This window comes from Corynebacterium sp. CCUG 65737, assembly GCF_024454115.1.
GTDB classification, from domain to species: Bacteria; Actinomycetota; Actinomycetes; order Mycobacteriales; family Mycobacteriaceae; genus Corynebacterium; species Corynebacterium genitalium.
The window spans coordinates 16214-37968 of sequence record NZ_JAGPZB010000015.1 but is presented as its reverse complement, the minus strand read 5'-3'; the positions used below and the strand labels follow the sequence as shown (position 1 = coordinate 37968).

Annotated in this window: 20 protein-coding genes; all 20 read left to right on the top strand. The window is 62.8% G+C overall.

The genetic code is table 11. The features are described 5' to 3' along the window. Positions 1-7 precede the first annotated feature (7 nt). The 20 genes from pheT to recN all read left to right on the top strand — a co-directional run bounded on the left by pheT (position 8) and on the right by recN (position 21727). A complete protein-coding gene (gene pheT / locus KBX17_RS10270) occupies positions 8-2515 on the top strand; it encodes a phenylalanine--tRNA ligase subunit beta (RefSeq protein WP_256019721.1) in 2508 nt (835 codons plus the stop codon). A gap of 56 nt (positions 2516-2571) precedes the next feature. After that, positions 2572-3657, top strand: a complete 1086-nt coding sequence (gene argC, locus KBX17_RS10265) for an N-acetyl-gamma-glutamyl-phosphate reductase (protein ID WP_050748882.1) — start codon at positions 2572-2574, stop codon at positions 3655-3657. Between the two features lie 18 nt (positions 3658-3675). After that, a complete protein-coding gene (gene argJ, locus KBX17_RS10260; RefSeq protein WP_005290282.1) occupies positions 3676-4845 on the top strand; it encodes a bifunctional glutamate N-acetyltransferase/amino-acid acetyltransferase ArgJ in 1170 nt (389 codons plus the stop codon). Further along, complete coding sequence (argB, locus tag KBX17_RS10255) at positions 4846-5799, top strand: acetylglutamate kinase (RefSeq protein ID WP_005290279.1); 954 nt, start codon at positions 4846-4848, stop codon at positions 5797-5799. Next, positions 5796-7004 carry an acetylornithine transaminase gene (locus KBX17_RS10250; RefSeq protein ID WP_256019719.1) on the top strand — a complete coding sequence of 403 codons (1209 nt, stop codon included), beginning with the start codon at positions 5796-5798 and terminating at the stop codon, positions 7002-7004. The genes argB and KBX17_RS10250 overlap by 4 nt, the downstream gene beginning before the upstream one ends. Then, entirely contained in the window at positions 7001-7945 is a 945-nt protein-coding gene (gene argF / locus KBX17_RS10245; RefSeq protein ID WP_256019718.1) for an ornithine carbamoyltransferase, read from the top strand. Before KBX17_RS10250 ends, argF begins: the two co-directional genes overlap by 4 nt. Next, on the top strand, positions 7946-8455 hold the full coding sequence (locus tag KBX17_RS10240) for an arginine repressor (RefSeq protein WP_255994877.1): 510 nt from the start codon (positions 7946-7948) through the stop codon (positions 8453-8455). 69 nt (positions 8456-8524) lie between these two features. Next, entirely contained in the window at positions 8525-9745 is a 1221-nt protein-coding gene (locus KBX17_RS10235) for an argininosuccinate synthase (RefSeq protein WP_256019716.1), read from the top strand. After that, positions 9745-11178 carry an argininosuccinate lyase gene (gene argH, locus KBX17_RS10230; RefSeq protein ID WP_256019715.1) on the top strand — a complete coding sequence of 478 codons (1434 nt, stop codon included), beginning with the start codon at positions 9745-9747 and terminating at the stop codon, positions 11176-11178. Before KBX17_RS10235 ends, argH begins: the two co-directional genes overlap by 1 nt. Before the next feature lie 94 nt (positions 11179-11272). Continuing rightward, on the top strand, positions 11273-12436 hold the full coding sequence (locus KBX17_RS10225) for a hypothetical protein (protein WP_005290268.1): 1164 nt from the start codon (positions 11273-11275) through the stop codon (positions 12434-12436). Next, positions 12433-14019 carry a VWA domain-containing protein gene (locus tag KBX17_RS10220; protein ID WP_256019713.1) on the top strand — a complete coding sequence of 529 codons (1587 nt, stop codon included), beginning with the start codon at positions 12433-12435 and terminating at the stop codon, positions 14017-14019. Before KBX17_RS10225 ends, KBX17_RS10220 begins: the two co-directional genes overlap by 4 nt. Further along, positions 14006-14677 carry a hypothetical protein gene (locus tag KBX17_RS10215; RefSeq protein ID WP_256019711.1) on the top strand — a complete coding sequence of 224 codons (672 nt, stop codon included), beginning with the start codon at positions 14006-14008 and terminating at the stop codon, positions 14675-14677. Before KBX17_RS10220 ends, KBX17_RS10215 begins: the two co-directional genes overlap by 14 nt. A 48-nt stretch (positions 14678-14725) precedes the next feature. Next, on the top strand, positions 14726-14926 hold the full coding sequence (locus tag KBX17_RS10210; protein WP_256002703.1) for a Trm112 family protein: 201 nt from the start codon (positions 14726-14728) through the stop codon (positions 14924-14926). A gap of 13 nt (positions 14927-14939) precedes the next feature. Next, the gene (gene tyrS, locus KBX17_RS10205; protein WP_256019710.1) at positions 14940-16205 is read left to right on the top strand and encodes a tyrosine--tRNA ligase; all 1266 of its coding nucleotides are present in this window, start codon (positions 14940-14942) and stop codon (positions 16203-16205) included. A 12-nt stretch (positions 16206-16217) separates the two neighbouring features. Then, entirely contained in the window at positions 16218-17021 is an 804-nt protein-coding gene (locus KBX17_RS10200) for a tetratricopeptide repeat protein (protein ID WP_256019708.1), read from the top strand. A 3-nt stretch (positions 17022-17024) separates the two neighbouring features. After that, positions 17025-18044 carry an HAD-IIA family hydrolase gene (locus KBX17_RS10195; protein WP_256019707.1) on the top strand — a complete coding sequence of 340 codons (1020 nt, stop codon included), beginning with the start codon at positions 17025-17027 and terminating at the stop codon, positions 18042-18044. A gap of 2 nt (positions 18045-18046) precedes the next feature. Then, positions 18047-18181 carry a hypothetical protein gene (locus tag KBX17_RS10190; protein WP_256019705.1) on the top strand — a complete coding sequence of 45 codons (135 nt, stop codon included), beginning with the start codon at positions 18047-18049 and terminating at the stop codon, positions 18179-18181. Beyond that, the gene (locus KBX17_RS10185) at positions 18181-19014 is read left to right on the top strand and encodes a TlyA family RNA methyltransferase (RefSeq protein WP_256019704.1); all 834 of its coding nucleotides are present in this window, start codon (positions 18181-18183) and stop codon (positions 19012-19014) included. The genes KBX17_RS10190 and KBX17_RS10185 overlap by 1 nt, the downstream gene beginning before the upstream one ends. Beyond that, positions 19014-19973 carry an NAD kinase gene (locus tag KBX17_RS10180; RefSeq protein WP_256019702.1) on the top strand — a complete coding sequence of 320 codons (960 nt, stop codon included), beginning with the start codon at positions 19014-19016 and terminating at the stop codon, positions 19971-19973. The genes KBX17_RS10185 and KBX17_RS10180 overlap by 1 nt, the downstream gene beginning before the upstream one ends. Continuing rightward, positions 19973-21727: a DNA repair protein RecN gene (gene recN / locus KBX17_RS10175; protein WP_256019701.1), complete on the top strand. Its 1755-nt coding sequence runs from the start codon at positions 19973-19975 to the stop codon at positions 21725-21727. Before KBX17_RS10180 ends, recN begins: the two co-directional genes overlap by 1 nt. The last annotated feature ends 28 nt before the right edge of the window (positions 21728-21755 follow it).

The window sequence follows — 21755 nt, the reverse complement described above, 5'->3', positions numbered from 1 at the left end:
AAGAAAGATGCTGATTTCCCAGAACTGGTTGACGTCCCTGCTGAACAACGCCGGCAACCCCGGCTGGACCGTGAGCGCTGAGGAGCTCGACGCCGGCTTCGTCCGCGTGGGGTTTGAGACGGAAGGCTTCGAGCCGCTGCCGGAGACCACCGGCCCGCTCGTGGTCGGCCGCGTGAAAGAGATCGAAGAACTCACGGAGTTCAAGAAGCCCATCCGTTACTGCCAGGTCGACGTTGGCCGGGCCAATGGCACTGGCGAACTGCAGGGCATCATCTGCGGCGCCCGCAACTTCAAGGAGGGCGACCTCGTGGTCGTCTCGCTCCCAGGTGCCGTGCTGCCGGGCGGCTTCGAGATCGCCGCGCGTGAGACCTACGGTCACATCTCCAACGGCATGATGGCCTCGGAGGCGGAGCTCGGCTTCACCGCCAAGAGCGACGGCATCATCGTCCTTGAGGAAGGTGCCGGCACCCCGGGCCAGGACGCCCGTGAGGTGCTCGGCGGCCCGGATACGGTCTTCGACGTCAATATCACCCCGGACCGCGGATATGCGCTGTCTGCACGTGGTCTCGGCCGCGAGGTCGCTTCCGCATTCGACCTCGAGTACAAGGACCTTGCCGCAGATCCGTCTATCGCGGGCATCGATGTCAGCGATGTTCCGGCCCCGGCCGGCGATCTCATCCCGATCACTCTTGAGGAGTCCACGAAGGCGCAGCGCTTCGGCCTGCGCATGGTCGAGGGTATTGACCCGAAAGCTCAGGCGCCGTTCTGGCTCAAGCGCGTGCTCATGCTCGGTGGTGTCCGTTCCGTCAACGCCGCGACCGACGTGACCAACTTTGTCATGCTGCTCACCGGCCAGCCAATGCACGCCTTCGACGCTGACAAGATCGCCGGCGGTCTGCGCGTCCACAACGCTCAGGGTGGGGAAGAGTTCGAGACGCTTGATCACGTCAAACGCACCCTCACTGCGAACGATGTGGTCATCTCCGACGACAACGGCATCCAGTCCCTGGCGGCGATCATGGGCGGCACGACATCGGAGATCTCCGACGAGACCACCAATGTCTACTTCGAGGCGGCATCGTGGGACGCGCTCACCGTCGCACGCAGCGCACGCCACCACAAGCTCAGCTCTGAAGCTTCTCGACGTTTCGAGCGCGGCGTTGACCCCGCCATCATCGAAATCTCCCTCGACATTGCCTGCGCACTGCTGGCAGACATCGCTGGCGGAACCATCTCCGACAAGCGCACCCTCGTCGGCGACGTCAAAGACCGCGCGCCGATCGAGATGCGAGTGAGCCGCCCGTCCGAGCTCATCGGTGTCGACTACTCCAAGGAGACAGTCGTACGCCGCCTCGAAGAAGTGGGGTGCGCTGTAACGGGCGACGACGAGACTTTGCGCGTCACCCCACCGACGTGGCGCACTGACCTCAACGAGCCGGTCGAGCTGATCGAGGAGATTGTTCGTCTCGAGGGCTTGGACGATATTCCGCTCGAGCTGCCGACCCCGCGCGGTGGTCGCGGCCTGTCCCCGGTGCAGCGCCGCCGCCGCGCCGTCACGCACGCGCTAGCGTACTCCGGCTATGTGGAGATCATTCCGACGCCGTTCATGCCCAACACGGTTTTGGACACCTGGGGACTCGAGAGTGGCGACAAGCGCCGCAAGACCGTGCAGGTCCAGAACCCGCTTGATGCCGACTACGCCGTACTGGCCACGACGCTGCTGCCGACGATGCTCGAGGCCGTCGGCCGCAACGTCGCTCGGGGCCGCACGGACCTGGCCCTGTACTCGGTCGCGCAGACCGTGTTCAAGACCGCCGACGAATCTCCGATGCCGAGCGTGCTGGAGCGTCCGACTCCGGAGGTGCTTGAGGAGCTCATCGGTTCCCTGCCAGAGCAGCATCTGCACGCCGCTACCGTGGCGATCGGCAACAAGGAGCTTGAGGGCCCCTGGGGCAAGGGTCGTACGTATACGTGGGCGGATGCGATCGAGTCGGCTCAGATCGTCGCTAAGTCCTGCGGTGTGGAACTGGACATCGAGTCTGCCGAACACCTGCCGTGGCACCCCGGACGTTGTGCGCAGCTTTCCGTCGATGGCAGCGTTGTCGGCTACGCGGGTGAACTCCACCCGCAAATTCTCGAAGCCCTCGGTCTGCCCGAGCGCACCTGTGCGATGGAGATCGATCTGACCGCGCTACCGATAAGCGAGAACCTGCCGGCTCCGGTTCTCTCGGCGTTCCCAGCACTGCACCAGGACATTGCGCTCGTTGTCGATGATGACATCCCGGCTGAAACTGTGCGTCGCACGCTCGTCGAGACGGCAGGCGAGCTGCTGGAAACCGTTGAGCTTTTCGACGTCTACCGCTCCGACGCCCTCGGCGACGGTAAGAAGTCGCTCGCATTCGGTTTGGTGTTCCGTGCCTCTGACCGCACTTTGACGGACGAGGAAGCTAATGAGGCTCGCCTGGCTGCTGCGGAAGCGGCTGCTCAACGTCTCGGAGCCCAGATGCGCGCATAAAATGAATATGGTGGAATAGTTTGCAAGTGTCTGGTCAGATGCGTAGCATGACCGCTATGACAGACAACCAGGGCACTGCAACCGGTACTGACACCGTCACCGTGGCTGTTGCCGGCGCCACCGGGTATGCGGGCGGGGAGATCCTCCGCCTGCTGCTCGGACACCCGCGCTATGCCGACGGGACGTTGAAGATCGGGGCGTTGACGGGCAATTCCAATGCAGGTCAGGGCGTCGATACGCTCATGCCGCACCTGCCGCAGCTCGCGGACCGCGTCATTGAGCCGACGTCGCCGGAAACATTGGCCGGCCATGACGTTGTCTTTCTCGGCCTTCCGCACGGATTCTCTGCAGAGATTGGCTCTGCTCTGCCGGAGGAGACCCTCGTGCTTGACTGCGCTGCGGACTTTCGCCTGCGCAATGCCGACGATTGGACAAAATACTACGGCGGCGAACATGCAGGCTCATGGCCGTACGGCATTCCGGAGATCCCGGGTCGCCGCGAGGAGATCGCCGCGGCCAAACGCATTGCGGTCCCGGGCTGCTTCCCGACGGGCGCTACCCTCGCCGCTTTGCCTGCCGTTGCACATGAACTCGTGGAGCCGCGGCTCAACGTCGTCTCCATCACCGGTGTTTCCGGTGCCGGCAAGAAGGCGAATGTTGACCTGCTGGGGGCAGAAACCATGGGATCGCTGAAGGCCTACAACACCGCCGGCAAGCACCGCCACACTCCCGAGATGGTGCAGAACCTGAGCGAGGTCACGGAGAAGGACGTGAAAGTCAGCTTCACGCCGGTGTTGGCACCACTGCCGCGCGGGATTCTCACCACGGTCACTGCTCCTTTGACGGAAGGGATGACCGAGGATGAGGCGCGGGGCGTGTACGCGGAGTACTACGCGGGCGAGCCATTCATCCACCTCCTGCCGAAGGGCGTACAGCCCCAGACACAGAACGTGGTCGGGTCCAACATGTGCCACGTCCAGGTGGAGGTCGATCAGGATGCGGGAATGCTGCTGGCTACCTCGGCGATTGACAACCTGACCAAGGGCACGGGCGGTGCCGCCGTGCAGTGCATGAACATCGCGCTGGCTGAGATGGGGTTCAACGAAACGGACGGACTGCCCCGGGCGGCAGTCGCGCCCTAAGCAGGTGAAGGAGAGACAATGAGCGCATCTGAGAAAACGGGTGTGACAGCACCCGCAGGCTTTAGCGCCGCGGCAACGACGGCCGGAATCAAGCCGTCCGGAAAACCCGACCTGGCGCTGGTGGTCAACCATGGCCCGCGCTTTGACGCCGCCGCAGTGACGACCCGCAACAAAGTCGTCGCATCACCGGTGAAGGTCACTCGTGACGCGATGACGACGGGCTCACTGGCCGCCGTGGTGTTCAACTCCGGTAATGCCAACGCCTGCAATGGCCGTCAAGGCGATGTGGACGCAGTGGAGATGCAGTCGCTGGCAGCCCAGTCGATCGGCGTAGCACCCGAGGATGTCGCGGTGTGCTCCACGGGCCTGATCGGTGAACTCATGCCCATGGACAAGGTCCGCGCAGGCATCGAAACACTCGGTGGCCAGCTCGGCGACAACGGTCATGAGGCTGCTGTGGCCATTCTGACGACTGACACAGTGGAGAAGCAAGCGCTTGTAGAGCGCGACGGGTGGAGCATCGGCGGCATGGCCAAGGGCGTGGGCATGATGGCCCCGTCGCTGGCGACCATGCTGGTGTGCTTGACTACCGATGCTGATGTGTCTGCGGGGGAGTTGGATCAGGTGCTCAAGGAAGCGTCGAAAAGCACCTTCAATACGCTCGACATTGATGGAGCGACCTCGACCAATGACACTGTCATCCTCATGGCGTCGGGAGCTTCTGGTGTCCAGCCCGACAAGAGCGAATTCGCCGGGGCTATCGGTGAGATCTGCGCTTTTCTGGCTGACCAACTCCAGGCGGACGCTGAGGGTGTGACCAAGCGCGTAGCCGTCACTGTCGAGGGCACTGCCGACGATGAGCAGGCTCTCAACGCCGCACGCACGATCGGACGCGACAACCTGTTCAAGTGCGCCATGTTCGGCTCCGATCCGAACTGGGGCCGCGTGCTCGCCGCGGTGGGCATGGCGGATGCGGAAATGGACCCGGACAACATCAGCGTCTACTTCAACGGCCAGCCGGTCTGCGAGGGCAGCACTGGTGCACCTGGTGCGCGCGAAGTCGACCTCAGCGGCATTGACGTTGACGTGCGCGTTGATCTCGGGACTGGCGGACCCGGAACGGCCACGGTGCGCACCACTGATCTGTCCTACGCCTACGTGGAAATCAACTCGGAGTACTCGACGTAAATGGAACCTTCACAGCTCTCCCGGGCTCTCTCCAATCAGGACCGGGCACACGTGCTCGCCGAAGCTCTGCCGTGGCTGCAGCACTTCCGCGACAAGATCGTCGTGGTCAAGTACGGCGGCAACGCCATGATCGACGAGGACCTGAAGTCCGCCTTCGCCGCTGACATGGTCTTCCTGCGCACCGTGGGTGCGAAGCCCGTCGTCGTGCACGGTGGCGGGCCGCAGATCACCGACATGCTGGGGCGTCTGCAGCTCGACGGCGGCGAGTTCGTCGGCGGGTTCCGCGTGACTACACCAGAGATTCTCGATGTGGTGCGCATGGTGCTCTTCGGCCAGGTCGGCCGCGACCTGCTGGGCCGCATCAACTCGCACGGGCCGTACGCGGTGGGCACCTCGGGCGAGGATGCCGGACTGTTCACGGCGGAGAAGCGTCTTGTCGAGGTCGACGGGGAACTGACCGACATCGGTCTCGTCGGTGAGATTGTCGATGTTGACCCGTCTGCAGTGATGGACATTATCGACGCTGGCCGCATTCCGGTGGTCTCCGGCATTGCCCCCGGAGCGGACGGAAACGTCTACAACATCAACGCCGATTCTGCTGCCGGCGCACTCGCTGCCGCGCTCGATGCTGAGCGCCTCGTTGTACTCACCAACGTCGAGGGCCTCTACACCGACTGGCCGAACAAGGACTCGCTCGTGTCCAAGATCGAGCTCGAGCAGCTCGACGAAATCATGCCGTCGCTCGACTCCGGAATGATCCCCAAAATGGAAGCCTGTGTGACCGCTGTGCGTGGGGGCGTCAGCGCCGCCCACGTCATTGACGGACGGATCCCGCATTCCGTGCTGCTGGAGCTGTTCACCATGGGAGGCATTGGCACCATGGTGCTTCCGGACGAATACGACACCGCAAACTATCCCGACGGAACCGTGTTCAGGAAGGATGATCTGCAGTGAGCAACCAGCAAGCTCTCGGGCAGTGGACCGAGGCGCTGATGAATACCTACGGCACCCCGCAACTGCCGCTGGTCAGCGGCCGCGGCGCCACAGTCCGCGATGCCGAGGGCAACAGTTACATCGACATGCTCGCCGGCATCGCAGTGAACTCACTAGGTCACGCCCACCCGAGACTGGTGGAGGCCGTCGACAGCCAGGTCCGCACGCTCGGCCACATCTCCAACTTCTTCGCCTCCGAACCAGCACTGAGCGTGGCTCAGTCGCTCAAGGAGCGTTTCGGTGATCCATCCGCGAAGGTCTTCTTCTGCAACTCCGGTGCAGAGGCGAATGAGACTGCGTTCAAACTCACCCGCTTGACCGGCCGCACGCGCGTGCTGGCGGCGCTCGATGGCTTCCACGGCCGCACTATGGGCTCGCTGTCTTTGACCGGCCAGCCATGCAAGCAAGCGCCCTTCGAGCCGCTCGTGCCTGGGGTGGAGTTCTACCGTTACGGCGACATTGACCACCTGCGCGAACTCGTCGAGCAGAACGCTGGGAACACTGCCGCCGTCTTCCTTGAGCCGATCCAGGGTGAGACCGGTGTCATCCCAGCGCCGGAGGGATTCCTAGAAGCGGTCCGCCAGCTGTGCGATACCCACGGCATCCTCATGGTCGTCGATGAAGTGCAAACCGGTGTCGGACGCACCGGTGCCTTCTTCGCCCACGCAGCCTCCGGGGTGCAGCCGGACATTGTCACCATGGCCAAGGGGCTGGCCGGCGGGCTACCGATCGGCGCTGTCATCGCGCGCGGTGATGTGGCCGATATGTTCACGCCCGGTTCCCACGGGACCACCTTCGGAGGCAATCCGATCTCCTGCGCGGCTGCCCAGGCAGTGCTGGAGATCGTCGATGATCAGTTCTGTGCTCAGGTGAGGCAGAAGGGGGAGGGGTTGGCCCGTGACGTCGATAAGCTTGACGGCGTTGACCACGTGCGTGGCCGCGGGTTGATGCTCGGCGTCGTGCTGGACAGGCCCGTGGCGAAAGAGGCCGTGCAGATTGGGCTGCAGCACGGTGTTATTCTCAACGCCCCCACTGAGTCTGTGCTGCGCTTGACTCCGCCGCTGGTGATCACCGGCGACGAGCTGCGCGCAGCAACGGACGCGATCGCAACTACGCTGGAGGAAGCACTGTCCCGCTTTGCCAGCTCCAACGGAGGACACCAGTGACCACACCACGCCACTTCCTAGCCGACGACGATGTGACCCCCGCTGAGCAGGCGGAGGTTCTGGCTCTCGCGGCCGAGATGAAGCGCGACCGCTATTCCCGCCGCCCGCTCGAGGGACCAAAGTCTGTTGCTGTTCTTTTCGATAAAACGTCGACGCGCACCCGTTTTTCCTTCATGGCGGGCATCGCTGAGCTCGGTGGTTTCCCGATTGTGGCCGAGACCGGCAACTCGCAGATGGGCAAAGGTGAGACTTTCCAGGACACTGGCGCGACCTTGTCGCGTTACGTCTCCGCGATCGTGTGGCGCACGTACGCGCACTTGAACTTCACGGAGATGGCAGAGGGGGCGAGTGTGCCGATCATCAATTCGCTTTCCGACGATCTTCACCCCTGCCAAATCTTGGCCGACCTGCAAACAGTCATCGAGAACCTATGCCCGGAGGAAGGCCCGGCGGGCCTGCGGGGTAAGCATGCCGTTTACCTAGGTGATGGCGACAACAACATGGCGAATTCCTACATGATCGGCTTCGCCACCGCTGGGATGGACATCACCGTCATCTCCCCGGAGGGATTCCAGCCGCGCACGGAATTCGTGGAACGCGCACGGGCCCGCGCTGCAGAGACAGGTGCAACGGTCGCCGTCACGTCCGATGTGGCGGCCGTGGATGGTGCTGATGTGGTCATCACCGACACGTGGGTGTCCATGGGCATGGAAGAAGACGGCAAGGACCGCCGTACTCCGTTCCTGCCGTACCAAGTGGATGCAGCGATGATGGGCCGTGCCAGCGACGGCGCGATCTTCCTGCACTGCCTTCCGGCGTACCGCGGCAGTGAAGTCACGGCTGAAGTCATCGACGGCCCGCAGTCGCGCGTGTTCGACGAGGCAGAAAACCGCCTGCACGCGCAGAAAGCGCTGCTTGCTTGGCTGTTGGAGAACCAGTAGATGAGCGCACCGAATTCACGTACCGCGCGCCAGGCGAAGATCCTGGCGATTCTCGATCACACCCGGGTGTCTTCGCAAGTGCAGCTGTCCGAGCTGCTCCTGGATGAGGGCATCGATATCACCCAGGCCACTTTGTCGCGAGACCTCGACGAACTTGGGGCGCGTAAAGTGCGACCGTCGGGCGGCGGGCGTTCCTACTATGCAGTCGGGGAGGAGGCCCAGTCGTTCCAGGCCTCGCCAAAGGGGCCGCGCGACAAACTCCGCCGGATGCTCGCGGAACTGGTGGTGTCTGTCGACTACACCGGCAACATTGCAGTGCTGCGCACGCCGGCGGGTGCTGCGCAGTATTTGGCCAGCTATATCGACCGGGTCGCGTTGGAGAAAGTCGTGGGCACCATCGCTGGCGATGACACCATCTTCGTGCTGGCACGCGAACCACTCTCCGGCAGGCAACTCGCCGAGGAATTCATGGGCGACCGGGTCGACGGCGCCGAGGACGCTGAAGAGTAGACTTTCTTCGGCTTAGATCTCAAACAGAACCAATTACACAGATAAGCAAAACAAGGAGCTTTGACACCAATGACTAACCGTGTTGTTCTCGCGTACTCCGGTGGACTGGACACCTCTGTGGCCATCCCGTACCTGGCAGAGATGACTGGTGGTGAAGTCGTCGCCGTTTCCCTCGACCTGGGGCAGGGTGGAGAAGACATGGAGTCCGTGCGTCAGCGCGCGCTCGACTGCGGTGCTGTCGAGTCCATTGTGGTGGATGCCCGCGACGAGTTCGCTGAGGAATACTGCCTGCCCACCATCAAGGCGAACGCGCTGTACATGAAGCAGTACCCGCTGGTGTCGGCGATTTCGCGCCCGCTCATTGTGAAGCACCTCGTGGAGGCCGCGCAGGAGCACGGTGGCACACACGTCGCCCACGGCTGTACCGGTAAGGGCAACGACCAGGTCCGCTTCGAGGTCGGCTTTGTCAACCAGGACCCGGACCTGGAGATCATTGCTCCGGCCCGCGACTACGCATGGACCCGCGACAAGGCCATCGAGTACGCAGAGGGCAAGGACCTGCCGATCGAACAATCCGCTGCGTCTCCGTTCTCCATTGACCAGAACGTGTGGGGCCGCGCCGTGGAAACCGGCTTCCTGGAGGACCTGTGGAACCCGCCGACCAAGGATCTGTACTCCTACACTGAGGACCCGGCGCTGGGTAATGCTCCGGACGAGGTCATCATCTCCTTCGAATCCGGTAAGCCGGTGGCTATCGACGGCCGCAAGGTGAGCGTCCTTGAGGCCATCGAGGAGATGAACCGCCGCGCCGGTGCACAAGGTATCGGTCGCTTGGACATGGTGGAGGACCGCCTGGTGGGCATCAAGTCCCGCGAGGTGTACGAGGCACCGGGTGCAGTCGCACTGATCACCGCGCACCAGGCGCTCGAAGACGTCACCGTCGAGCGCGAGCTCGCGCGTTACAAGAGGCTTATCGACGCTCGCTGGTCCGAAGAAGTCTACGACGGCCTCTGGTTTGCACCGCTGAAGCGCTCCCTCGACGCCTTCATCGAGTCCACCCAGGAGCACGTCACCGGCGACATTCGCATGGCTCTGCACGCTGGCACCGCCACGGTCAACGGCCGTCGTTCCAACCACTCCCTGTACGACTTCAACCTGGCTACCTACGACACCGGCGACACCTTCGACCAGTCCCACGCCAAGGGTTTCGTGAAGCTGCACGGCCTGTCTTCTGAGATTGCCAACAAGCGCGACAGGGCAGCCGCTAACGCAACTGCCCAGGAGTCCTAATGGAAAAGCACGGAACCAACCAGGGCGCACTGTGGGGCGGTCGCTTCTCCGGCGGGCCATCGGAAGCGATGTTCGCGCTGTCTGTGTCCACTCACTTCGACTGGATCCTCGCCCCGTATGACGTGCTCGCGTCGAAGGCCCACGCGAAGGTCCTCAACCGGGCGGGACTGCTGACCGATAGCGACCTCGAGGCCATGCTCGCTGGCCTCGATCAGCTTGGCCGTGATGTTGCTGATGGTTCCTTCGGCCCTGAGCCGACCGACGAGGACGTGCATGGCGCGATGGAGCGCGGTCTCATTGATCGCGTCGGCCCCGAACTCGGCGGCCGCCTGCGCGCTGGCCGATCCCGTAATGACCAGGTTGCTGCGATGTTCCGCATGTGGCTTCGTGATGCGGTGCGTGCTGTCGCACAGGACACGACTGACCTGATCGAAGCTCTGTCCACCCAGGCAGCCGCCCACCCTGACGCCGTCATGCCCGGCAAGACCCACTTCCAGGCGGCGCAACCGATCCTGTTGGCCCATTCTCTGCTGGCGCATGCGCAGCCACTGCTGCGCGACATCGAGCGCATCCGCGACCTGGACAAGCGTCTGGCCGTGTCCCCGTACGGCTCCGGCGCTCTGGCTGGTTCGTCGCTGCAGCTCGACCCCGAAGCGATCGCGGAGGAACTCGGGTTCGACTCTGCGGCCGATAACTCCCTCGACGGTACGTCGTCACGCGACTTCGTTTCGGAGGCCGCCTATGTGCTCGCGCAGATCGGTGTAGACATCTCCCGTCTAGCCGAAGAGATCATTGCGTGGTCGACGCCGGAATTCGGCTACGTCACGCTTGCTGACGCGTGGTCAACCGGGTCATCCATCATGCCCCAGAAGAAGAACCCGGATGTTGCGGAGCTGGCCCGCGGTAAATCCGGCCGGTTGATCGGCAACGTGACCGGCCTGCTGGCCACATTCAAAGCGCAGCCGCTTGCCTACAACCGCGACCTGCAGGAGGACAAGGAGCCGATCATCGACTCGATCGACCAGCTCCGCATCCTGTTGCCGGCGATGACCGGGTTGGTGTCCACCCTGACTTTCCACGAGGACCGGATGCGTGAGCTCGCCCCGGCTGGGTTCACGTTGGCCACGGATCTTGCGGAGTGGATGGTCCGCCAAGGCGTGCCGTTCCGTGAAGCGCACGAAGCCTCCGGCGCATGCGTTCGGATCGCCGAGTCTCGCGGGGTGGATTTGATCGATCTGACGGATGAAGAGCTGGCAAGCGTCGATAAGCGACTCACTCCGCAGGTGCGCGACGTGCTCACGATCGATGGTGCTGTGGCATCCCGCGCGACGCGCGGCGGCACCGCCGGAGTGCGTGTCGCGGAGCAGCGTGAACGTGTGGACGCCGCGAACGCCGATGCCCGTCGTTGGGCACAAACCCCGGTGCGTTCTTAAACGTCAAGTGAATCAAATGAATTCTGTATTCATAATTCCTACCTAGCACCGTGGTTCACAGGCGCTTGACGCGTCCTATACATAAACTGTGGCCATGACCACACAACAAGGCGCACAAGAGGGGTTGCGGAAACCACCTCGAGGGTGCGCCATTTTCATTGGTGTCTTGCTGGCCATCATTGCCCTTGTCGCGGTCTTCATCGGACGCGGGGGCTTGGGTGAGGGGTCGTTCATCTCCGGGCGCGGGTCGAAAGAAGTCACCGGTGTGATCGGTTCGGAAAAGCGCGAGTACTTCGAGGACCCGGAGGTCGTTGACCGTCTGACAGAGCTCGGGTTCACGGTGAATTTCACCACCGCCGGTTCCCGCCGCATCGCCAATGAAACGAATTTGGCGCAGCAGGATTTCGTTTTCCCGTCGTCAGGCCCGGCAGCCCAGAAGATCACTGACCAGGACTCCAATTACTCCGTGGAGTACCCGTTCTTCTCGCCGATGGCGGTAGCAACGTTCAAACCAATCGCTCGCATCCTTGAGAAGGAGGGCGTGGCCACGGAAGCTGCCGGAAAGTACACCCTTGACGTCGGCGAGTTCATCACCCTGACGCAGCAGGGGAAGCGCTGGCGTGATTTCGGGAACACGTTCCCGTCGCAACGCAATGTACAGGTGGCCACCACCGACATCCGCACCTCGAACTCTGCAGCGATGTGGCTGGCAATCCTGGCATGGGAGTTTGGGGAGAGCAACCCCGACAAAGCAGATGACATTGGCTGGCTGACCAACCAGATCGCTCCATTCTTCACCGGCCAGGGTTACACCCAGTCGTCGTCCGCCGGCCCGTTCGCCGACTACCTCAGCCAAGGCATGGGAGCGGTGCCCATGGTGTTGGTCTACGAGGCGCAATTTTTAGGCGAACAGATGAAGGAGAGCTCCCGCATCAAAGACGACATGGTCCTGATGCACCTCGAACCGACCGTACTGGCCAACCACGGCATCGTGGGAATCTCGCCAGAAGGCAAGGAGCTGGCCCAAGCGCTGGCCTCGGACCAAGAACTGCAGCAGCTAGCCGCTAGGCACGGTTTCCGGCCGGCCACCGGAGACTATCTCACCACCGCTATGGAGGGCCACGGCCTTGGCTCCCCGGCGCACTACGACAACTCAGTCGACCCGCCCAGCTTCGACAGAATGGAGAAGCTCATCGAGGGTGTGGGCAACCGGTACGGATCCGTCCCCCCACGTAACCGGGAGGAACAGGAGAAATGAAGAAACTTCTAGCGACGCTTGCGGCACTGCTCGCCGGAACCGCCCTCGTAGCATGCAGCGACGATAACGGAGGCGGGGGAGGAGGCTTCGGCGGCCTTGGCGGGGGCTCCAAAGGCCCACTGACTATCGTGGCCGCGACTGAGTTGCAAGACCTGGAGCCGCTGGTGCAGCAGGCGTCGGAGGACCTCGGCTTCGACATCACCCTGCAATTCCCGGACGGTACCCTGCAGAACTCCCAGGAGCTCAAAGCGGGTAACTTCGACGGTCAGGTGGATGCGACGTGGTTTGCCACTAACCGCTACGTCAATCTCATTGATGCCCAGGGCAAGCTGGCCGATGAAACGAAGATTGCCACCAGTCCCGTTGCTTTCGGTGTGCAGCGGGACAAAGCGCAGGAGCTCGGCTGGGACACGAAACAGCCGACGTGGTCGGACTTCGCCGATGCCGCACGCGAGGGCAAGTTCTCCTTCGGTATGACCGACCCGTCGGCCTCCAACTCTGGTTTCTCCGCGCTGGTGTCTGTGGCGACTGCGATGGCGGATACTGGTTCCGCGCTGACCCAGGAAGACATCCAAAAGGTCGGCACACGGTTGACTGAGCTGTTCCAGGCGCAGTCGTTGGTTTCTGGCTCATCGGGCTGGCTCAAGGATGCATTTCTGGAGAGCCCGGAGCGCGCCGACGCGATCATCAACTACGAATCCACTTTGCATGCCATGCGCAACGAGGGTGCAGATATCGAGGTCATTGTTCCGGCCGACGGCGTTATTTCCGCTGATTATCCGCTGTCCACACTCGCTCAACCGAAAAACGAGAACGCGGCCGAACAGGTCCGCCAGCTCGCAGATTGGCTGCTCGAGCACGAAGAACAAATTGCGGACAGCTACCGCCGCCCCGTCAACAACGCTGAGCTGATGCCCGCTGAGATGAGCGATCAGACCGTCATTGAGCTCGCATTCCCAGCCAGCTACGGCACTGTCGAAGCGCTGCTGGACCGCTACAACAACGACTACCGCCAGCGCGGAACCGCGACCTTCGTCCTGGATACTTCTGGCTCCATGGAAGGTGAGCGCATCGCGTCGCTGCAGCAGATCATGACGTCGCTTATCGACGGCTCCGCTGCCACCTCCACGGGCGACGTGGCCCTGCGCGATGGCGAATTGGTGACGTTCCAGTCCTTCTCCACGGCACCACACGAGCCATTGCTGGGCGAGTTCCTGCGCGACGACCGCATCACCAAAGCCAAGTACCAAGGCTACGTGGATGGCCTTGTGGCAGACGGCCAGACCGCGATCTACGACACGTTGTTCGATGCGCTAAGCAATTCGGATCCGGAGGCGGGCATCAGCTCGATCGTGCTCTTGTCTGATGGTGAAGTCACGCACGGCATGGACTACTACGCCTTTGAGAAGCAGTACCAGGGGCTTTCTCCGGAGCAGCGCTCCATCCCGGTCTTCGTGATTCTTTACGGGGAGGCCAATGCGAGCGAAATGAACAACCTGGCAGAATTGACGGGCGGTGCCGTCTTCGACGCGTTGAACGGCGACTTGGATGCAGCTTTCAAGGAGATTCGTGGCTACCAGTAGTACGCCCAGCCCCTACCAGTCAGGGACACCTGCAACGACAGGAGTGGGGGAGGGGAACTTCTTCACCTCCCGCAAGAACAAAGTCGGGATGAGCTTGGCGGCCCTCGTCATCATTCTGCACGTGATCCTGATCATGGCCACCGGAGTCGGCCTGGGGTTCTTGTGGCCTGTTGTGGCCGTGGCTGCATGGGGTGCTGGCGTTGCTCTGACCCCGCCGTCGGCGCCGAAAGCGATTGCGGCGCCCGCGCCGACGGAACCCATCAACGTTCAGTTGAACCGCGACGTGCGCAACACTCTGCGGGAACTCGTGCGTGCAAAACCGCCGGAGCGGGTGCTCAACCAAGCGTCCGAGCTGGAAGACAACATGCGCTTCATTCTGGATGAGTGGGATGAGTTGCAATCCACCCCGGAGCACCAACAAACGGTATGGAACATCGTGAAGATCTACTTGCCGGAAGTGGTGAACACCTACGTCAACGCCCCGCAGTATCACAGCGCTGAGGCGGCTGCGGTCATGGAGGATTCACTGTCAACGCTGACCGGCGCGCTCGAGCGGATCAAGCTAGGCGTGGTCGACCACAGTCTGCGGACGATGGATTCCCAGGCCCGCACACTGCGCGAGACCTTCGGCAATCTTCCGGGGCTGGACCAGACCTAGCCCGAGCCCGAGAATGCCCGAGAATGCGCAGGGGTACGATTGACCAATATGACGGCCGATAAACCCACGCTCGACCCCCAGCTCCTCGAGGTGCTCGCGTGCCCGCAAGACAAGGGTCCGCTCGACTACGACCACGAGGAGCAACTGTTAATCAACCCGCGGATGGGCATTGCCTACCGCATTGATGACGGTATTCCGGTGCTGCTTATCGACGAAGCTCAGCCGCACCCCGCAGACAACGAGGTTTGAAAGGAACTGCTTTATGGCGAACATTATTGATGAACTCCAGTGGCGTGGATTGGTCAACCAGTCCACGGATCTCGAGGCACTCAAGGACCAGACAGCGAACCCGATCACGCTGTACGCGGGCTTCGATCCGACCGGTCCGTCCCTGCACGCGGGCCACTTGGTCCCCCTGCTCATGCTGCGCAGGTTCCAGGAAGCCGGACACCGGCCGATCGTTCTCGCTGGCGGTGCAACGGGTTTGGTTGGCGATCCGCGTGAGGTCGGTGAGCGGTCTATGAACACCGCCGACACTGTCGAGGATTGGGCGCAGCGAATCACCGGCCAACTGCAGCGTTTCGTCTCCTTTGAAGGCGACAATGCCGCCGTACTGGTTAACAACGCCGAGTGGACCAACGACATGTCGGTGATCTCGTTCCTGCGCGACATCGGCAAGCACTTCTCTTTGTCGACGATGCTGTCGCGCGAGACGGTCAAGCGCCGTCTTGAGGGAGACGGTATCTCCTATACGGAGTTTTCTTACATGCTGCTGCAGGCGAACGACTTCGTGCAGCTGCGGCGCCGTCATGATTGCATCCTGCAGATCGGCGGGTCGGACCAGTGGGGCAACCTGGTCGCGGGCGTCGACCTGAATCGCCGTGTCGACGGCGCATCGGTCCATGCTTTGACCGTGCCGCTGGTCACGGACTCGGAGGGCCAGAAGTTCGGTAAGTCCACCGGTGGCGGGTCACTCTGGCTCGATCCCGAGATGACCAGCCCGTACCGCTGGTACCAGTACTTTGTGAACACGGCGGACGCCGATGTGATCCGCTACCTGCGCTGGTTCACGTTCCTCACCCAGGATGAGCTCGCCGAGCTGGAAACTGAGGTGGAGGAGCGCCCGTTCAGGCGCGAGGCCCAGAAGCGTCTCGCCCAGGAGATGACCGACCTTGTTCATGGGCCGGAGGCGACGAAGGCTGTCGAACTGGCGTCTCAGGCCCTGTTCGGCCGTGCGGAGCTGTCTGAGCTGGATGAGCAGACTCTCGCCGCCGCTGTCTCTGAGACGGATGTCTTTGAGGTTGAGGCTGGTGCGCCGCGCACCATTGTTGATCTGCTGGTGGGCACTGGCCTGGTGGACTCGAAGGGTGCCGCTCGCCGGGCTATCAAGGAAGGTGGTGCTTACGCCAACAACGAGCGTATTGAATCTGAGGAGTGGGAACCTACCGCGGAAGATCTGCTGCACGGTTCATGGGTTGTTTTGCGCCGCGGCAAGAAGAACTTTGCCGGCGTGAAGGTGCACGGTTAGAGGAGGACTGAGATGAGCAAAGACGGCCAACCGAGAACGCATGCCAACCGGGGGCGCCGGGACGGACGTGAGGACAAGAAGGTCCGGCACGACCGCTCCAACCCGTACCGCCAGGGCTTCCGCGAGGAGCGCATGGCGCAGAAGGAAAATGAGCCGTCCATTCCGGACGACATCGACCCGTCTGACCTCGACCCATCTGTTCTGCAAGACCTCCGTGTGCTGGCGAAGGACAACGCTGACAAAGTGGCTAAGCACATGATCATGTCTGCTACGTGGATGGCGGATGATCCCCGGCTCGCTTTGGCGCATGCCCGCGCCGCGAAGAACCGTGCAGGTCGCGTTGGTGTCGTGCGTGAAGCAGCAGGCATTGCTGCGTACCACGCTGGGGAGTGGAAGGAAGCGCTGTCTGAGTTGCGAGCAGCACGCAGGATGAGCGGCGGCCCTGGTCTGCTTGCTGTCATGGCCGACTGTGAACGCGGTCTGGGCCGCCCCGACAAGGCGATCGAGATCGGGCGTAGCCAGGAAGCACAGCAGCTCGATCCTGAGTCGCAGGTCGAACTGGCGATCGTTGTTGCGGGGGCGCGCCACGACCTCGGCCAACACGAGGCTGCGCTGGCGACGCTGCAGCAGCTCAATCCCACCATCGATGAGAAGAAGGTGGGGGACTTCGCCCACACCCGTCTTTCCTACGCCTATGCGGATGCTCTTGCCCAGGTCGGCAGGACTGATGAGGCCCGGACGTGGTTCGAGCACGTCAAGAAGGTCGATAGTGATGAGATGACGGATGTCGCACAGCGGTTGAAGGAGTTCAGCTAAGCAATGCTTATCAGCGGTTACGACGCTCTGCTTCTCGACCTCGACGGAACAGTCTGGCACGGTGATGCGCCGATCCCGGGCGCAGTCGATGCGATCAACGCTGCAATCACCTCTGGGCGCCGCGCCGCATACATTACGAACAACGCTTCCAAGGCGCCACGCGACGTCGCAAGCAAGCTGCAGTCCATCGGGCTCAAAGCGACTGAAAAGGACGTGATGACGTCCGCGCAAGCCGCAGTCCAACTCGCGCAGCAGCACGCGGCTCCGGGCGCGGCAGTGCTCGTGGTCGGTGCCGACTCATTCCGTGACCTTGTCCGTGAAGCTGGTTTCACTGTGGTGGACTCCGCTGACGACGCACCGGTGGTCGTACTCCACGGGCACTCGCCTGACAACGGATGGCGGCACCTGTCGGAGGCAGCGCTGGCTATTCAGGCCGGGGCGACGTATCTGGCGAGCAACCTGGACTCGACGTTGCCGATGGACCGGGGGTTCATGGTGGGCAACGGGTCCATGGTCGCAGCTGTCACGAACGCCACCGGTGTCACCCCGCGGGCTGCGGGCAAACCCGGTCCTGCCATGTTCACCCTCACGCGTGACAACCTCGGTGTGAAAGCACCGCTTGTCATTGGTGACCGCCTCGACACGGACATCGCCGGTGGTGTCGCTGCGGGCATGGACACGTTGCACGTGCTCACAGGCGTTTCCGGCCCACGCGCACTCATTTCTGCGCCGGCCGAGCAGCGCCCGGCCTTCATTGCCGAGGACATGTCTGTGCTTGTCGACGCTTCGGTGGAGCCCGACCAGCTACGTCCATGCGCCCAAGGCGGATTCACCGCGGCGGTGGAACGGGACGATGACACTGGGGAACCGGTGGTTGTGCTGGACGGGGGAGATGAGACGTCGACAAGCATGCAGGCTCTGCGCACAGTGTTGAAGGCGGCCTGGAGCCTTGGTGCTGGTGAGGTGCCCGATGTGGAAGCGACATCAGCTGCTGCGCGCCGTGCCGTGGGAAGCTGGTGGTGATAGTGGGTACTCCCGAGCAGCTGACCGAGCGCTTCGAAACGGCGATGGCTCAAGCGCCGGAGGACCTCGCCGGTGAACTAGCCCAGTACGAGGCCGCGTACACGGTCCTCGCCGATGCATTGCAGGACCAGTCCTAATGGGGCAGGGTCCAGGGCGCCGTCGCCTTGACGCAGAGTTGGTGCGCCGCAAGATTGCGCGGTCCCGTGAGCAAGCCGTCGAGTGGATCAAAGCGGGCCGAGTCGAGGTCGGCGGGTTCACCGCGACAAAGCCCGCGACGGTCGTCGAACCTGACGTGTCCATCAAAGTCGCTGAAGCCGACGGTGATGATTGGGCGTCTCGCGGCGCCCACAAGCTGCTCGGTGCCCTTGAGGCATTCGAGCCGCAGGGCCTGTCCATCGCAGGAAAGCGCGCTCTTGATGCTGGCGCCTCCACAGGCGGTTTCACCGATGTCCTGCTGCGCCGCGGTGTTCGCGAGGTCGTGGCTGTTGACGTCGGGTATGGCCAGCTGGTCTGGCGGCTGCAGGACGACGACCGTGTCACTGTGCTGGACCGGACTAACATCCGGCATCTCACCCCTGAACTCATGGGCGGGACAGCGGAGCTGATGGTCGGCGACCTGTCTTTCATCTCGCTCGAGCTGGTGCTGCCTGCTATCGCACAATGCATGGCTGATGGTGCGGATCTGCTGCCCATGGTCAAGCCGCAGTTCGAGGTGGGCAAGGACCGCCTGGGTAGCGGCGGGGTGGTTCGTTCAGCGGAGTTACGCGCGGAAGTCACCCTCGATGTCGCCCGTTTTGCGCTGTCATTGGGGTTGAGTTGCCGCGGTGCGGTGGCGTCACCGCTGCCCGGGCCGAGCGGGAACGTAGAATACTTCCTATGGCTCGTTCACGATGGCGGTGAAAGCGCACCCGATGATGGGGAGCTGACTGCCATGATCACGCGTGCAGTAGAGGAAGGACCGAAGAACTAATGGCACAAAGCGACACCGACCGCTGCGTACTCTTGGTCCCGCACACCCGGCGCGAGGGCAACATTGCTTCTGCGGCGCGTGCGACAGAGCTGCTCATGCAGGCGGGCATCACCGTTCGTCTTGTCGGGGAGGATGAGCTGCCGTTCACGGACAACTATCCGGTTCTCGGCCAGATCGAGCAGGTCGCCCCGAACGATGAGGCGGCTGCCGGATGTGAACTCGTGCTCGTGCTCGGCGGTGACGGCACCTTCCTGCGGGCAGCTGGTATGGCCCGTGCACAGGATGTCCCCGTTTTGGGCATCAATTTGGGCCACATCGGCTTCCTCGCCGAATGGGAGGAAGACAGCCTGGAAACTGCGATCCGGCGCGTGATCGACCGCGAGTACACCGTCGATGACCGCATGACGATCGACGTGACGGTGCACGACTCCAACAACGACCAGATCGGCCAGGGGTGGGCGCTCAATGAGGCAAGCCTGGAAAACCTCGACCGCCGTGGTGTGCTGGACGCGATTCTGGAAGTCGACTTCCGTCCGGTGAGTTCTTTCGGGTGCGATGGCGTGCTCATTTCCACGCCCACGGGTTCGACTGCCTATGCGTTCTCCGCAGGTGGCCCGATCTTGTGGCCGGAGCTCGACGCGATCCTTGTTGTGCCGAACAACGCCCACGCGCTGTTCACCAAACCCCTAGTCGTCTCGCCGCGTTCCAGGGTGGCTGTCGAGTCGCTCATCACCACGACCCCTGCAGACGTGGTGCTCGACGGCTTCCGGCACCTGGACATGCCGCCGGGGTCCCGCCTTGACGTCGTGCGCGGTGTAAAGCCCGTGCGCTTGGTGCGTTTGGACGATTCACCGTTCACTGACCGCCTCGTGCATAAGCTTCAGCTGCCGATCAATGGCTGGCGTGGCCCGGTGCTGAAAGAAGACAAGACGTACGGCGACAACGTGACGCGACGCTAATGCTTCTCGATCTCACTATTGACAACTTGGGCGTCATCCCGCACTCCCATGTCGAATTCGCCCCGGGTTTGACCGTTCTCACTGGTGAAACCGGTGCCGGTAAGACCATGGTGGTTACCGGGCTTCGCTTGCTCACGGGTGGTCGCGCCGACGCTTCGAAGGTGCGCACGGGTGCGGACCATGCGAGTGTGCAGGGATCCTTCAGCACGGAGGGGCTTGTCGACGGCGCCAGCCACGCCGTCGCCACCCTCGCCGAGGACGCGGGCGCTGAGCCTGATGAGAACGGCGATTACCTAGCCGCCCGTTCGGTCAAAGCGACAGGTCGTTCCCGCGCGCATCTGGGCGGCCGCACCGTTCCGGCCGCCACCCTGGCTGACTTCACTGCGCACGTTCTCACCATTCACGGACAGAACGACCAACTCCGTTTGCTCTCACCGGCAGAACAGCTCAGCGCCCTTGACTCTTTCGATCCAGCAATTGCTCCTCTGCGTGAGGCGTATGGGGAATCCTTCTCTGCGTGGCGGGCCGCGGTCAAGGACTTGAAGGAACGCACGGAGAAGCGCCGTGAACTCGCTCAGGAGGTGGACCGCCTGGAGTTCGCCATCGGAGAGATCGACGAAGTCGACCCCCAGGAGGGGGAAGATGCCGAGCTAGTGGAGACCATTAACCGGCTGCAGGACGTCGACGCACTGCGTGAGGCTGCGGAGGAAGCAGTCGTGGCCATTGACGGCGCCGAGGCTGCCGGTGGTTTCGGCGGCAGCGCCGACGGTGACGCCTCCGCATCATCGCTCGTCGGTGCAGCTGGTGCCGCGCTGACTGGTGCGAGCGACGGTCAGCTACGTGAGCTTGGCAACCAACTGGGTGATGTCGCCGCGATACTTTCGGATGTTTCCGGCGAGCTGAACGCGTACTTGTCCAACCTTCCCAGCGACCCGGAAGAGCTCGACCGCCTTCTCCAGCGCCAGCAAGAGCTCAAGGCGCTGACCCGTAAGTACGCTCCCGACGCAGCCGGCATTATTGCGTGGCGCGCGAAAGCAGCGAAGCGTTTGGAGTCCATCGATACGTCCGCGGAGGCGATCGAGGAGCTGAAGAAGGCCGTGGCGTCCCACGAAAAGTCCATGACAGCTGCGGCATCCAAGTTGACGGCAGCGCGGAAGAAGGCTGCGAAGGCGTTCGAGAAAGCGGTCACGGGTGAGCTGCGTGGCCTGGCGATGCCGAAAGCGCGCATTGTCGTCGCCGTGGACTCAGCCAAGGATCCGCAGGACTTCACGCGCGACGGGGCAGACGTCGTGGAGTTGCGGCTTGCACCCAATGACGCGTTGGAACCACAGCCGCTGGCATCGAGCGCATCCGGTGGTGAGCTCTCGCGCGTCATGTTGGCCCTCGAAGTCATTTTGTCTGAACGGCGCAGTGGTGCCACGCTGGTCTTTGACGAGGTTGACGCTGGCGTCGGTGGCCGTGCGGCCGTTGAGATTGGGCGTAGGTTGGCGCGGTTGGCGATGAATAATCAGGTCATCGTCGTCACGCACTTGCCGCAAGTCGCGGCGTACGCCGACTCGCATCTGCATGTGTCCAAGAATGTGGGCGATGAGTCGGTGACTTCTGGCGTGCAGCTGCTCGGCGACGATGACCGCGTCGATGAGCTCGCTCGGATGCTTGCCGGTATGGACGATTCCGCGACCGGTCGAGCGCACGCCGCGGAGCTATTGAGCAAGGCCAAAGCCGACGTGGAGGGCTTTTCCCCGCGCGCCTAACCCGATTTGAGTGCTTGAAACGGCAAGA

Coding starts and splice junctions, on each gene's coding strand:
- pheT (WP_256019721.1), top strand. CDS start 8: ATGCTGATTTCCCAGAACTGGTTGACGTCCCTGCTGAACAACGCCGGC.
- argC (WP_050748882.1), top strand. CDS start 2,572: ATGACAGACAACCAGGGCACTGCAACCGGTACTGACACCGTCACCGTG.
- argJ (WP_005290282.1), top strand. CDS start 3,676: ATGAGCGCATCTGAGAAAACGGGTGTGACAGCACCCGCAGGCTTTAGC.
- argB (WP_005290279.1), top strand. CDS start 4,846: ATGGAACCTTCACAGCTCTCCCGGGCTCTCTCCAATCAGGACCGGGCA.
- KBX17_RS10240 (WP_255994877.1), top strand. CDS start 7,946: ATGAGCGCACCGAATTCACGTACCGCGCGCCAGGCGAAGATCCTGGCG.
- KBX17_RS10235 (WP_256019716.1), top strand. CDS start 8,525: ATGACTAACCGTGTTGTTCTCGCGTACTCCGGTGGACTGGACACCTCT.
- argH (WP_256019715.1), top strand. CDS start 9,745: ATGGAAAAGCACGGAACCAACCAGGGCGCACTGTGGGGCGGTCGCTTC.
- KBX17_RS10225 (WP_005290268.1), top strand. CDS start 11,273: ATGACCACACAACAAGGCGCACAAGAGGGGTTGCGGAAACCACCTCGA.
- KBX17_RS10220 (WP_256019713.1), top strand. CDS start 12,433: ATGAAGAAACTTCTAGCGACGCTTGCGGCACTGCTCGCCGGAACCGCC.
- KBX17_RS10210 (WP_256002703.1), top strand. CDS start 14,726: ATGACGGCCGATAAACCCACGCTCGACCCCCAGCTCCTCGAGGTGCTC.
- tyrS (WP_256019710.1), top strand. CDS start 14,940: ATGGCGAACATTATTGATGAACTCCAGTGGCGTGGATTGGTCAACCAG.
- KBX17_RS10200 (WP_256019708.1), top strand. CDS start 16,218: ATGAGCAAAGACGGCCAACCGAGAACGCATGCCAACCGGGGGCGCCGG.
- KBX17_RS10195 (WP_256019707.1), top strand. CDS start 17,025: ATGCTTATCAGCGGTTACGACGCTCTGCTTCTCGACCTCGACGGAACA.
- KBX17_RS10185 (WP_256019704.1), top strand. CDS start 18,181: ATGGGGCAGGGTCCAGGGCGCCGTCGCCTTGACGCAGAGTTGGTGCGC.
- KBX17_RS10180 (WP_256019702.1), top strand. CDS start 19,014: ATGGCACAAAGCGACACCGACCGCTGCGTACTCTTGGTCCCGCACACC.
- recN (WP_256019701.1), top strand. CDS start 19,973: ATGCTTCTCGATCTCACTATTGACAACTTGGGCGTCATCCCGCACTCC.